This window comes from Microcoleus sp. FACHB-672 (assembly GCF_014695725.1).
Classification (GTDB): Bacteria; Cyanobacteriota; Cyanobacteriia; order Cyanobacteriales; family Oscillatoriaceae; genus FACHB-68.
The window spans coordinates 28,808-42,524 of record NZ_JACJOU010000016.1 but is presented as its reverse complement, the minus strand read 5'-3'; the positions used below and the strand labels follow the sequence as shown (position 1 = coordinate 42,524).

10 protein-coding genes and 1 pseudogene are annotated in these 13,717 nt (G+C 46.5%); 10 read left to right on the top strand and 1 reads right to left on the bottom strand.

The annotated features are described in order from the left end of the window. Nucleotides 1-155: 155 nt before the first annotated feature. Both H6F56_RS12090 and H6F56_RS12085 read left to right on the top strand, forming a co-directional pair. Complete coding sequence (locus H6F56_RS12090) at nt 156-2,129, top strand: protein kinase domain-containing protein (protein ID WP_190668324.1); 1,974 nt, start codon at nt 156-158, stop codon at nt 2,127-2,129. A 206-nt stretch (nt 2,130-2,335) separates the two neighbouring features. Continuing rightward, nucleotides 2,336-3,814, top strand: a complete 1,479-nt coding sequence (locus H6F56_RS12085) for an amidase (protein WP_190668320.1) — start codon at nt 2,336-2,338, stop codon at nt 3,812-3,814. Between the two features lie 101 nt (nt 3,815-3,915). Here the strand turns inward: H6F56_RS12085 and H6F56_RS12080 are convergent. Beyond that, a pseudogene (locus H6F56_RS12080) lies at nt 3,916-4,560 on the bottom strand (class II aldolase/adducin family protein); the annotation flags it as partial. 1,082 nt (nt 4,561-5,642) lie between these two features. Between H6F56_RS12080 and H6F56_RS12075 the strand changes: the two are divergent. The 8 genes from H6F56_RS12075 to H6F56_RS12040 all read left to right on the top strand — a co-directional run bounded on the left by H6F56_RS12075 (nt 5,643) and on the right by H6F56_RS12040 (nt 13,465). Next, nucleotides 5,643-7,169, top strand: a complete 1,527-nt coding sequence (locus H6F56_RS12075) for a site-2 protease family protein (RefSeq protein ID WP_190668316.1) — start codon at nt 5,643-5,645, stop codon at nt 7,167-7,169. 215 nt (nt 7,170-7,384) lie between these two features. Further along, the gene (locus H6F56_RS12070; RefSeq protein ID WP_190668313.1) at nt 7,385-8,512 is read left to right on the top strand and encodes a PIN domain-containing protein; all 1,128 of its coding nucleotides are present in this window, start codon (nt 7,385-7,387) and stop codon (nt 8,510-8,512) included. Between the two features lie 330 nt (nt 8,513-8,842). Continuing rightward, complete coding sequence (locus tag H6F56_RS12065) at nt 8,843-9,118, top strand: hypothetical protein (protein ID WP_309236505.1); 276 nt, start codon at nt 8,843-8,845, stop codon at nt 9,116-9,118. A gap of 423 nt (nt 9,119-9,541) precedes the next feature. Continuing rightward, on the top strand, nt 9,542-9,766 hold the full coding sequence (locus tag H6F56_RS12060; protein WP_190668310.1) for a hypothetical protein: 225 nt from the start codon (nt 9,542-9,544) through the stop codon (nt 9,764-9,766). Between the two features lie 118 nt (nt 9,767-9,884). Further along, nucleotides 9,885-10,076 carry a hypothetical protein gene (locus H6F56_RS12055; protein ID WP_190668307.1) on the top strand — a complete coding sequence of 64 codons (192 nt, stop codon included), beginning with the start codon at nt 9,885-9,887 and terminating at the stop codon, nt 10,074-10,076. Nucleotides 10,077-10,340: 264 nt separating this feature from the next. Further along, nucleotides 10,341-10,562, top strand: a complete 222-nt coding sequence (locus H6F56_RS12050) for a hypothetical protein (protein WP_190668305.1) — start codon at nt 10,341-10,343, stop codon at nt 10,560-10,562. A 460-nt stretch (nt 10,563-11,022) separates the two neighbouring features. Further along, nucleotides 11,023-11,505: a hypothetical protein gene (locus H6F56_RS12045; RefSeq protein WP_190668301.1), complete on the top strand. Its 483-nt coding sequence runs from the start codon at nt 11,023-11,025 to the stop codon at nt 11,503-11,505. A 799-nt stretch (nt 11,506-12,304) separates the two neighbouring features. Beyond that, nucleotides 12,305-13,465: a hypothetical protein gene (locus H6F56_RS12040; protein ID WP_190668299.1), complete on the top strand. Its 1,161-nt coding sequence runs from the start codon at nt 12,305-12,307 to the stop codon at nt 13,463-13,465. Nucleotides 13,466-13,717 lie beyond the last annotated feature (252 nt).

The following is a 13,717-nucleotide window of genomic DNA, read 5'->3' as shown; positions in this document are numbered from 1 at the left end:
TTGACTTTCTATTCTTAAAATGATGCCGGCAGGCCACTAGCAGCGATATTAGTGGCTCAACCCTCAATCATTTTTCTCAGACTCCTCACTCCCGGAACCCGGAAAATTCTGTGGAAGACTTACTATAGATATCAGTCCTATGATTCCTTTGTGATATGAGTTATTGTCTCAATCCCGATTGCCAGAATCCCCAGAATCATAATGGTACAGGTTTTTGCCAGAGCTGCGGAGCAAAATTGCTGCTCAAAGATCGCTACCAGGTCATACAACTCCTAGGTCAAGGCGCTACAGGGCGAACCTTTCTCGCAGTTGACGAAGATCAACCTTCTCAACCGCGCTGCGTAATTAAGCAGTTTTTCGGTGAAAACGTCACAGACGCCGCTGTTTCCTCACCTTCAACACAAGGGATAAAACACCGACATTCAAAAACGTTTTCCCAAACCGCAAAACAGCTAGATGAATTAGGCAAGCATCCTTTGATTCCTGAGTTGTGGGCATCTTTTGAGCAAGATGGCCACCAATATTTGGTGAAAAAGTATATAGAAGGGGAAAACTTAGCCCTAGAAGTCGCAGATATCGGCACGTTCAGCGAACCCCAAATCCGCGAATTATTGAAAGATGTGCTGCCGGTTCTCAGCTTCGCGCACAACCACCAAATCGTTCACGGTGATATTAAACCAGAAAATATCATTCGCCGCCCTGATGGCAAGCTGATTTTAGTTGATTATGGGGATGTGACACTGACCGGCACCAGTCTGCCGGCAGAAAAACGCGTTAGCGGTTCTGCTGAGTACATTGCCCCAGAACAAACCCAAGGCAAAGCCACTCCCAGCACCGACCTTTACAGCTTAGGCGTCACTTGCATTCACCTGCTGACTCAGCTATCTCCCTTTGATCTGTTCGATATTAAAACAGAAACTTGGGTGTGGCGGGATTATTTGAGTGCGCCGGTGAATCCCCACCTGGGCGTGATCCTCGACAAACTGCTGGAACGTAGCCCCAAAAAGCGCTACCAATCAGCCGCCCAAGTCCTCAAAGACCTGAATTCTTGGATACTGGTGTCGCCGGCAACCCCTCAAAAAACGCGGTTAGCCGCAGGTGCCATCGGTGGTGCAGCGATCGCAATTTTGATGGCCACACTCAGCGCTCGTGTGCCGGCTCCTGTGCCACACACCGCTTACAACCCCCAAGAAATGCCCATTACCCTGCCAGACCTTAGCTACTCAGCCCCGCGTCTGGACAGCAACATTCAACCCCTGCGAACTTTTGCCGTTGATAGCGGCCCATTTTGGTCAGTCGCCGTCAGTGGCGATGGCCGAACCTTGGCCACCGGCAGTTATGACGGCACCGTTCAATTGTGGGATTTGGGCACCGGCCAACTGAAAACCATTTTAGCCGGCCACTTCGGTGCAGTTTGGACAGTTGCCATTAGCCCAGATGGGCAAACCCTGGCTACCGGCAGTGAAGACAAAACCATCAAAATCTGGGATCTTCGCACCGGCGAACTGCGGGACACCTTGAACGGTCACTCAGAAGCCATTTTTTCCCTCGCTTTTAGCCCAGATGGCCAGACCCTAGCCAGCGCCAGCGAAGATAACACGATTAAATTGTGGAACTGGCGGGCCGGCAACCAGCAGCGAACCCTGCAGGGACACTCTGAAGAAGTTCAATCAGTTGCCTTCAGCCCAGACGGCCAAACTTTAGCCAGTGGCAGTTCTGATGACACGGTTAAGCTATGGAATTGGCGCACAGGACAACTGCGTCACACCCTCAAAGGTCATTCAGACGCCGTTTGGTCAGTTGCCATCAGCCCAGATGGTGCAACCCTCGCCACTGGCAGCTGGGACAACACAATCAAGCTGTGGGATTTAGACAGTGGACTGTTAGTAAATACCTTTATCGGTCATTCCGACCAAATTCAATCAGTTGCTTTCAGCCCCGATGGCCGAACCCTCGCCAGTGGCGATATGGACGGCACGATCAAGCTGTGGCAGTTGGGCACCGGCGGTCTGGTTGGCACCTTAAAAGGGCATTCATCCTGGGTGAAACTGGCTTTCAGCCCCCAAGGTCAAACCCTGATTAGTGGTAGTTTTGACGACACGATTAAGATGTGGAGTCTGTGCCCCTAGTCTTTTGACTTCTGATTATTTATGGTTAGTCATTTGCGATGTCCTTTGCCGGCATCGCATTTTTATGCTTTTGAAAGTTCCTCTGTTAACGATTAAAGCAAGCATTCTTGTAGGCGTAGCTTTCTTAGCAAGAGCCGGCAATGATGGATTTAGATTGCTTTACGTTTAAAGTGGCATACTGAGTGGTTGCTTCAACAAATAAGAAGATGAGCGATCTAGTTTTTCGCCCCGCACACCAAATCGCGCAGATGATCAGAGAGCGCACTGTCTCTGCTGTCGAGGTTCTAGATGCACACTTAACCCAAATTTCCAAGCATAACGCCAAGCTGAACGCGATTTGTACACTTGATGAAGAACACGCTTGTCAACGGGCAAAACAAGCGGATGAAGCCCTCGCTAAAGGTGAAAACTGGGGAGTGCTTCACGGTGTACCGATCACCATCAAAGACATTTTTGAAACAGCGGGACTTCGCACCACTGCCGGCTATAAACCGCTCAAAAATTACATTCCCCAGCAAGATGCAACGGTGGTTGCACGGCTTCGTGGGGCTGGGGCGATTATTTTGGGTAAGACGAATGCGGCTGAACTCGCCGCAGATTTCCAAACTACAAATGACCTTTTTCCCCGCGTCAACAATCCTTGGAATTTAGATTACACGGCAGGAGGGAGTTCGGGCGGCAGTGCTGCTGCTGTTGCTGCCGGTTTTTCGCCGTTGGATTTAGGCAATGATATTGCCGGTTCAATTCGTCAACCCGCTCACTTCTGTGGTGTTTTTGGCTTAAAACCAACAGATCGCCGCATATCAACGCGGGGTCATATTCCTGAAGTTCCAGGGCAGCCTAAGTGTATTCGTCAAATCTTGACGGTGGGATGTTTTGCCCGTTCGATTGAAGATTTGCGGTTATGTTTTGCGCTGATTGCCGGTGCCGATCCACTACAGCCAGACGTTCCGCCGGTTCCCTTGGATACACCCTCTCAAAAGCCTTTAAAAAACCTGCGGATTGCTTGGATGGATGGCTGGGATGAAGTGCCGGTTGCCTTAGAAATTCAAGCGGCGATTCAATCATTTGTGAAGGATCTTGATCAAGCCGGTGTTCATCTAGAACGCTGGATTCCAAAACACTTTGATTTGAAAGAAACGCTTCAACTCTACAATCAAGTTGTTGCTTTTAATAGTTTCTGCGCTCAACCGATTGATCTGGATGCCGTTCGCAAAACTTTGTCCTTCATATTTCGTGAAGCGACTCAAGGCGATAAAATACTCAGAAATTTGAGCAACGCGAGTCAGCTGTTACTTCCTATGTTGAATCCAACCCTGAAGGGATATTTTGAGGCTTTAACAGAGCGTGATCGCTTAATTTCTCAAATGGATGAAGCTTTGAAACCGTGGGATGTGTGGTTGTGTCCTGTTGCGATGACGGCTGCATTTACGCATCGCGCTAAAGGTATAGCCGTTGAGGTAGATGGTCGAAAAGTACCTTATTTGCTAGCTTCTGGTGCTTATACCATGCCGTTTAATCTCACCGGACATCCAGTTGTGGTGGTTCCCATCGCACAGACACAAACTGGATTACCCATTGGGGTGCAAATTATTGGTAAGCGATGGCAAGAAATGGAATTGCTAGCCATCGCCCAACAACTTACTGAAATTCATGGGGGTCTTCAACGCCCATCTGGTTACTGAGGATGGCGTAAAGGGTAGGTCTTTTATTTAGAAAATAGAAATTTTTATGCTTACTAGCAAGGTAAATAAACAGAGTTCTACTTAGCAGAAATTTATGTTCCTTAGCTCAACAGATCCGGTTGCTGGCGCACAATCATTTCATACAATGGTTGAAAACTAAACCACCCTATCTGGTGGGAACCCACTTGAGTTTGGGCAAGACGGGCGCTATCGGGTTGAATTAACACCGGCTTTCCTGCTGCTTCCGCCATTAACTGCGCTTGACATGACCGTTCCATCTTAATAAACCACCAGGCAGCTTCATCCACTGTATGCCCGACTGTCAATAACCCGTGGTTACGCAGAATCAAAGCTTTGTTTTCGCCCAAAACTTCTGCGATGCGTTTGCCTTCTTCTAACTCAAGAACAACGTCGGTGTAGTCATCGAACAAAGCGTGATCTTCGTAAAAACCGCAGGCATCCTGCGTGAGAGGATCGAGGAGACGACCAAGAGTTGACCAGGTTTTGCCATAAATTGAATGGGCATGAGCGGCTGCCACGACATCAGGCCGCGCTGCATGAACTTGCGAGTGAATCGCAAAAGCTGCTGCGTTTACAGGCCGGCTACCCTTAACCACTTCGCCGTGATGGTTAACTAGCAGGAGGTCAGAAACTCGGATATGCCCGAAGTACATTCCGAATGGATTTACCCAAAAGTGATCTTCAAATTCGGGATCGCGCACAGTGATGTGGCCGGCTACTCCTTCATCGAATCCATATCAGGCAAATAAGCGGAAGGCTGCCGCCAAGCGTTCCTGCCGGTGCCGGCGTTCATCCTCGATGCGATCAAATTTGGGCGGTTTAGGAATCTCTAATTTCATTGATATCCGTTGCCGGCTGAATTAGGTACAATAATAGCAAAAAATAAAGCAGACTCTAATGTTTTTGAGATTGATAAAATGGAATCTATTCTCAGTCTTCAACTTATAAGGTTTTGCGGCTACTGCTCTCAACTAAAAACAAATATTCTTTTAATCTTGCTCCCAAATTGTTAATGAAATTCAAATGAAAGAATTTATGATTGTTAGATTTTGATAAACATATTTGTGATATTTTATCTTTTGAATTTTACAAAGATTAGTCGTTCTATCAAAATGATTAAAGTTTAATTTCTTTATATTTTGCTAATTTTGAAAAGTCTGATATAGCCAATATTTTGGGTCAAGAACCTAAAATTTTTTGATATTTAGGCTTGGTAATAATGAAAATTGGTGGACTTTTTTGCGTCTGTTTTCAAACATAATGAGTAAGGCAAGGCACTTGCAATTTTTTCTAGGCTAATTTATTTAATATCATGTTGGACGTAGAGTATTTTGTTCAAAAACAATAATTAATATCGGCACAGTTGATTTTCTAACTAAGTTTGAACAAATTGAAGAATAATTTTTAATAGATAGGTTTTCTTGACAATGGCTGACCTATCTTTTTTCACCAAAATTCGCTTAAACCTCGATAGATCAAAGGTTGTGAGACGCGGGTTGCCCCCTCAGACCTATTTCAGCAAAGAATGGAACAGATGGGGCGGTTGGGTAGAGCAAGGCGAAACTCAACACAGATAAGCATTTGAGGTGTTAGGTTTCTCAACCTAACCAACATCATATAGCACTGATTTCCCCATCTCCCACTCTCTCATTCTCCCCCTTTCCATTGTCTTTGCCATATTCGATGTCGTCTTAGTGGTTGCCACTAGGTAAGATTAGATGTAATTGTCGCAACTCCCTCTGTGGTAGGAGCAGCGATTTTAATGCCTGACTGCGTCGGGCCTTGTCTCAGGAGCAAAGGTTTGGAAATGGGTATTGCAACAGAGAATGCCGCAACGATTGCAATTTTACTAATTGCTGTAGGCATATTGGGCTGGGGGTATTATCGGGCCAAGCCATTCGGCAAACTGGGAATTATAGCCTGGTTGCAGTCGGTATCATTAATGGCTCCCTGGTTGATATTTTTTGGTTTGTTCGCTGCCGGCCTGTACCTTAACCTCGTCAGCATCCTATTTTTGTTGGTCGCCTCAGCTGGACTGTACATCTTCTTAGGCAATCAGTTGCGAGCAGCCGGCCAGGATGAGGCGCTGCGAGAGCGGATTGAGTCCATGTTGAAGTCGAGTGAAGATTTGGATGCCACCGGCGAGAAGCCGGCTGAGAATTTCACCAACAGTGAACCCTCTATCTCAGTACCGCTGCCGGCAAACCGTCCAGCAGATGTACTTCCCATCCCATCCGAGGATCTCAAAATGATCCAAGGAATTTTTGGGATTGATACGTTTTTTGCAACTGAAACGATCTCCTATCAAAATGGAGCAATTTTCAAGGGCAATCTGCGCGGAGAACCAGGTAAAGTTTACGCCCGCTTAGCTGCTGAGTTGCAGCAGCGATTGGGTGAGCGCTATCGGCTGTTTATGGTTCCCAATCAAGAAGATAAGCCGGTTGTGATTGTTTTACCCAGCAGCAATGATCCGCAACCGTTGACTTTAAGTCAAAAAGTTTTGGCGCTTGTCCTACTGCTGGCCACAATAGCCACCACGTTTGAGATGGGCGGATTGTTTCTCAATTTTGATTTTTTTAATAACACGAGTCGTTTTGGGGAAATTCTCCCCTTCAGCCTCGGCATCTGGGCAGTTTTATTAGCGCACGAAATTGGCCACCAAGTGCTAGCCAAACGTCACAACGTTCGCTTTAGTTGGCCTTTCTTCATTCCAGCTTGGCAACTTGGCTCGTTTGGGGCTTTGAACCGATTTGAGTCGCTGTTACCCAACCGGCAGGTGCTGTTTGACGTTGCCTTTGCAGGGCCGGCTGCTGGTGGAGTTATTTCTTTGGGGATGCTGCTCGTCGGGTTGGTACTTTCTCATCAAGGAAGTTTATTTCAAGTTCCTTCTGAGTTTTTCAAAGGCTCTATTCTAGTGGGTAGTTTGGCAAGAGTTGTTTTGGGTTCCGCCTTGCAACAGCCCCTCGTTGATGTTCACCCACTGACAATCATTGGGTGGTTGGGGTTGTTGCTGACCGCAATTAACTTAATGCCCGCCGGCCAGTTGGATGGGGGTCGTGTTGTGCAAGCGATCTACGGTCGCAAAATTGCCGGTCGCACGACTGTCGCAACTTTAATTGTGCTAGCACTCACATCTTTCGTAAATCCTTTAGCCCTATATTGGGCACTTGCAATCGTGTTTCTGCAACGGAATTTAGAACGCCCTAGTCTAAATGAGCTAACAGAACCTGATGATGCCCGTGCGGCTTTGGGTTTGCTGGCTTTATTTCTGATGCTAGCAACTCTGATTCCCTTCGCTCCGAGCTTTGCCGGTCGTCTGGGCATCGGCGGCTGATCGCTCAGATCCATCTACTTCGGTTTTAATGTTGGGGACGATCTCCAGGGCACTGCACTGCCGTGCCCTACGACGACCGTCAATAAACCTGGACAATTTTATAAATAAACAGCCTGAGGAGAAAAATTTATTGTGAAAATGATGAAAAACCTGTTACAGAAGCGAGACTGAGTTCGGGATTATTATAAAAGTGGATTAATTTAAACGTTAATGATATGAAATCAGGTGCACTTCCTCCGGTTGTGGTGGTTTTAGATATCTTCGCCTTGATGGCCGGCAGAGCGCGGGATTGGGAAACCTATTCCCGGGCGGGCACCTGCTATGTGCCCCAAGTGGTTTACGAGCAAATTGAATTGCTGTGCGATAGTGCCCCAGAACCGGCCCAAGAGCAAGTGGCGCGGGAATTTATGCGGTTTTGGCCAAAGAGTGGGTGGCATCTGACGAATGCTCATACTAGCCATCCATCCCTACAACCCGCAGCCAGTGCAGAGTTGAGCGGGCAAGCGCGACTGGTGGTTGCAGTGGCTCAATCCGCCTACGGTGTGTCGCAAGAGCAACCAGGCAAGCTGGTGGTTTTTGTTTCTACGAGTCTATCGCTCTTGAAACGGATGCAATCTTTAAATGCTCCAAATCTTTGTTGCATTACCTCGACTGCGCTGTTGCAGTGGGCGCGAACCGGCCAGCGCCCGCCAGCAGTTACGCAGCAGATGCAAGTTTTAAATCAGGCGTTAGCAACTTCCTCAGCATCCGGATTCTCATCTAGTGGAAATACGCATTCCTCATTCGGGAAAAACCAACGCAGCAGTTCCAGTGGAAATACGCATTCCTCATTCGGGAAAAACCAACGCAGTAGTTCCAGTGGTAATACTCATTCCTCATTCGGGAAGAACCCAGGCACCAGTTCCAACGGTAATACCCATTCCACATTCGGGAAAAACCAACGCAGCAGTTCCCAAACCTCATCAACTCGCTCGTCTGGACCCGTCTCTTCAGGATCTTCAGGCAGTTCTAGCCGGCTGCGTGCCCCAAAACCGGCCTCAACAACTAAATCACGAACAGCCGATGCAACGGCGGTAAAGAAGGACAAGTCTGAGTCGGTTTTTATCCGCCAACGTCCGCGTAGTGTGGCTCACGTTCGCTCTTTTAAACCGAATTTATTCGTTTCGTTAATTTCTGGGGTGATCGCGCTGGTTGCACTGGTGGTGGCGGCGGGAATCATCTGGCAATTGGCCCAACCGGCAAGTTTCAACGTGTTTTGGCAAAAACAGGTGATGCCGGTGTGGCAGCAAAAAGTTGTGCCGGCTATCCCCAGCCAGATGCGGCAACAATTGGGAATTAAGTAACTCCCCCGGCATATAAGTTACATAATTACGAGGCGATTTAGCGCGATTTTATCTATTGGCAAAGGCAATAGTTAGGCAATTTAATTGTTGTCTTATAGCTTTTGCGAAAAAAAATACTGAAACTGCAGTAACTTTAGATTGGTAAGGAAGGAAGAATCATATCCGTTGAAACAGCCGGCTCAAACGTGAGTGTTGGCAGAAAGTTCATATTATTCGGGCGTTTTTAAGGATTGAGCCAACATTTTTCCCTGCCAAGACCCAAGAAGCTTACAAAAACTTTATATTTATTTTGGTCTTTCTTAAAGATTTCATGAATTCCTCTGATTGCCAGTGACATCCAAGTTGGGTGCCGGCAAGAATGTGACTGTCTTGCCAACTTATTTGACAGACTATTCAGGCGTCATCATGCAACTAAAACTACTGTTTCAACCCATCACGATCTCAGAAATTTTAAGTCACAGCTCCTCTTCTGGCCTCATCACTCGTAAACAGCGCTCTACACTGATGTCAGCTTTATTAGAGGATTGGCTGACTGAAGAAGATCGCGCTGCTATTGACCGGCTGCTTTACGCGGTCAGAAGAGGATGGCTTAAGATTGTAGATTAGGACGCTTGATAAATAGACGATTTCACCCGCTTACCCTACCTTTCTTAAAAGTCTCCTTTCATTGCCGGTTGTGAGCCATCGTTCATAAGTGTCTATAACATCAATTGAGTTTTGGGTTTTCATAGCACCGATAAACGCAGATAAAATCGACAGTTCAGTACCCTTCACAATGGACTTTTAAGATTTCTGTAAAAGGATTGCTCAAAGCACTTTAGCCGATTCGTAACGCAACTTAAGTTTTTCCCAGAACCGTCAAGATTTAAAGCGCAAAATCACCGGCTTCTTTAGGAAGGTGATCACGATCACTGAATTTAGGAATGGCGCTCATCAGCAAAAATGAGTTATATTATTAGGTTGTACTAAGAATACTTTTTAACGATTAAATCAGCGTGCTTATGCTCCCTATCTAGGAGAGGATGCCATATGTCGTCTTTGTTTTTCATTTCGCTGTTTACTGCTCTAGGGGCTGCTTTCGTCTACCTGAACACATCAGGAGAAATTCCCCGCATCATGGCTTTAACCATTGTTGCGATCTGCTTTGTTTTAGATTTGGTCTTGGCACCTTGGCCTATCCAGATGTTGATCTTGATGCTGGTTTTGTTTAGCACTCGCAACGTTGCTTTGCCGAATCAGCGCTGGTGGGGATAAGTGCGCCGCTTGCCGTAGTTATATATTCATTAACTTTGCTCTCAATTAAGTGACGTTTTGGGTTTGGGTATGACAAGCTGAAGTTGCGAAGCAAGCTAAGGTAAACGATAGCGGCGTTATGCGGGAAGTTCTTTTTATTTTTATTTTGGTGATTGCCATCGTAGCGATCACATATATAACGACTCTTCTGGCTCTGGCAGTGAGTGGCTGCTTGATGTTCTTGAAGTATATTCCTGAGTGGACTTGGACGGTAGTTTTACTGGCTTTGACGGTAGCAACGGTGAGAGGTTTGCGTTACTCTCCCGAATAAGCGCTTGACGGTGGTGTTGCGCCCTCACCTATCAATGCCATAGCTGTATGGTCGAAATTGAAGCATTAAGAAGTGTGTGACCCCTCATAGCAAAATTGAGAACGTCGTGTTATTTGCAAACGATGAGCGTGCGTTTGCTAGAGAAAAAGTAAATTGCTGCATCCAATGTCTTCTATGCTACCGAGTTACTACCGAGTTCGATGTTAGGCTAAAAGCGTCGATTTACTCCCATAATTTGCGCTCCAAATGAGAGCAGTGATAATTATGTTCCCGATTTATTTGATACCACTGGCAGTGGCTCTGGGAGCAAGCTGGGTATTTTCTAAAACTTCTGAAGATGTTTATACAATTCTTTCAGCCGGCACGGCAATTATTTGCCTGATCTGGGGATTCGCTCTGGCACCCTGGCAGTTGCAACTGTTGTTGTTGCTGATTTTGCTGGGGATTGAGCGGATTTACCTACGCAATGAGCGCCGGCTGGGCTAAGACGATGCCGGTGAAGCATTGGGGCGTGGTGTGATTGTTTTTACCCTCAGTTAGAGGGGATGTTTAGCGCCAGATGATCAATGAAAGCGTTTGCTTAATGAGCAAGCGCTTAACAAGTTGTAATACGCCTGGGTTTGTAACTGACGATGATTCAGTATTTTCTGGGTGTAAAAATTGAAGCGAGAGCGGCAGAATAAGAAATAGGGGGTTACTCAAGTCTTATAAGCATAAGACGGTTTGTGGAACCCATGCCCTGTAGGCAAGCGTCAAATTTCTGATAGAGAACTCCGTGCGCTTGCTTAAGCGCAATAAGTAATAAGTATATATTCTACCAAAACTTATAACAGCGCAACCCCCTGGAAAAAAGTTTTAGGGTGTTCCGGAGACGGTGTGAGTCAGGGTGCAACTGAATTTTAATTATTGAACTTTTAGTTGATATCTCTGATTCAAGATGCTGACTATGAAATCTATTATTACCAATGGTTCTGCCGAAGCCACCTCCGAGCCAATTGCTACCCAGCCTCGTCCATTTGTTTTGGCGGTTGCGCTAACTGCAATTTTATACTTCAGCGTTGGTTCCACCTTGCCGCGTACCGCCGGCCCTTTTTCGAGGGCTTCTCAGGTGAGCGCTAGCGTTTCTGCTTCCGTTGCCAACGCTGTATTAGAAGATGTCTCGGAACGAGCACAGATGCCGGCCTCGGCACTGCGGATCGTCCATGCAGAACCCCATACTTGGGGAAATGAGTGTCTGGAACGGCAAGGTCATCGTGCTGATTGCACGCAATTGCGGGTATCTGGATGGCAAGTCATTGTTGCCGGTGGGCCTCGCCGGTGGGTGTATCGCACGAATGCAACCGGCTCTCTAGTCAAGCTACATCAAGGAACAGTTATGCCGGTTTTCACAGAAATTGTGAGTGGATTGCCTTCATTGCCTCACCAGTAAGAGAGCGTGATCGGCTAAATGAAGGCACTTACATAGTTTTGGGCTAGACCAACTAAGTCCCCTTTAGGGGGCTTTTTTTTGAGTTTTTTGTTTAACTTATGTAAGTAAATTTTTCTAGCTGCTAACTTTATCTATTTAGGCAATCAAATAATTTATATTGTTCTGAAAATTTTCTATTTCACTTAAATTTTACGATTACAGTGTTTTAATTCTACTGATTTTCTCTAATCTGTTAATACTTGTAAGCAAAGAATGTTGTATCGGCATTTTAATCGTTTGTGTTAGAAAAACGGATTGAAAATTGCTATAGCAGTTTTTGTTGGTGTTGATAATACTAATTTTAGAATAGAATTCAACAGATGGGTTGGTTGGGTAAAGCAGCCTGAAATTCAACAGATACAGGAATTTGGGACGTTGAGTGAAGTGAAACGGAGGGTGATTAACCCAACCTACTTAGAGGTGTGGTCGGTTGCCAACAGCATTCGCACGACTTTTAAAAGCAGGGGTTTGTTCCTCCAAGTTTTCAAACTCACCTGAATGGGTGAATCTAAAAGGTGATGTAGAATTCAATTAGCCGATTTTATACTGAAAATAATTCTACTTGGGATCTTTAGCTGACAGAATTTTTTTATGTTTTGTCCCGGTCGGGAATTCGTCAACCTGAATCCAGTAGCTTAGATGGAACAAAAAAGCCGTCAATGTGTCTGTAACGTCTGGTGAAATGTTCGGAAAATCATTTACGTTTAACCACTGCTTCAAATTTGCTAGGCAACGCAATTCTCAATATCCTTTTTCAGTTATGAAATTAATTAAGAATTCTCACCGGCACTCTCAATTTGTCTCTTCTCTGGTGCTAACCGGCATCTTGTCTCTTGGTGCCGGCATCATATTAATGGATGCGGCGACCTCTGCCCCTAAACAAGCCCAACCCACACCGGGAAACCTGAATGGTCGCCCAGATCGCAACAACAGGTTGCCGGCTAAGATTGCTAACGCTGTGCGCCAAGACTTGTCTCGCCAACAGAACATTCCTGTGGGCAGGCTTCGCATTGTCAAGGCAGAACGCAAAACGTGGCCAGATCCGTGCTTGGGAGTGTCTCGTCCTGACGAATTATGCGCTCAAGTGCAGACAGAAGGTTGGCAAGTTGTTGTCTCTGACGGTGCCAGAGAGTGGATTTACCGCACCGATAGCACCGGCAAGACTGTACGGATGCCCAATACCCCGCCTGGGACTGGGGTGAATGTGCCCGGAGCGGTTGGCGATGCGGTGAAGCGCGATTTATCCAAGCGGTTGGGGGTGCCCGCTGATGTGTTGCTAATTGTGAAGGCGGAACGCCGGGATTGGCCCAATGGCTGTCTCGGTATCGATAAGCCTGATATGATGTGCACCGAAGCGATTGTCCCCGGTTGGGAAGTGACGGTTGTCAGGGACGATGGAGAAGCGACAAGCGGACAAGAAAAGTGGGTTTATCGCACCAATGACACGGGTTCTGTCGTTGTGTTGGATGAGTCTGCTAGCAACATTGGTGATGCCGGCGGCAGCAAATCCATCAAAGCAACCCAGATCCCTAGCGGTGAAATGCCGCCGGCTTTGGGGAAAGATGAGATTTTTCGGGCGATCTCAACTGGTGGTTTTGCCGGTCGTACCTATGAAACAATTCTCAAGCGGAATGGGCGAGTCGTTCAGGTTGAGATTAATAACAGTGGCGCAACCAATGAAACCGAGATTCGCCGACTTTCTACCCAACAAGTGAAACAGTTTCAGAAATTTTTAGAGCAGCAGCGTTTTTCTCAATTTAAGGGTTTGAATTATCCAGCCGCCCAAGGCTCTGCTGATTTTATCACAGTGACGTTGACTGGATCTGCCGGCACTACGCGTTATGCAGATAGCATTCAAGACCAGCTACCTAAAAATTTGCAAGAGATTATTCTAGTCTGGAATCAAATTGCGGCTAGATAGTTCGGGCGATTGAGACCTTAACTTTACCCATTAAGTCCGCTTAGGCGGGCTTTTTTTATTGGCAGTTGAAGTGTGGCTTGTTTGGCAGTAATGTTTGCGAATGTTTGCGACTGCCGGTACACAAACCCACCTCTATGACACAATAATATCGTTTCACTCTCTTCTCGGGATTCATACAGCACAGCCCTATGCCCTATTGAGATAATCCCAGGCTGCATAACGCTCGCTGTACGAATCCCGGAATGAAAACCC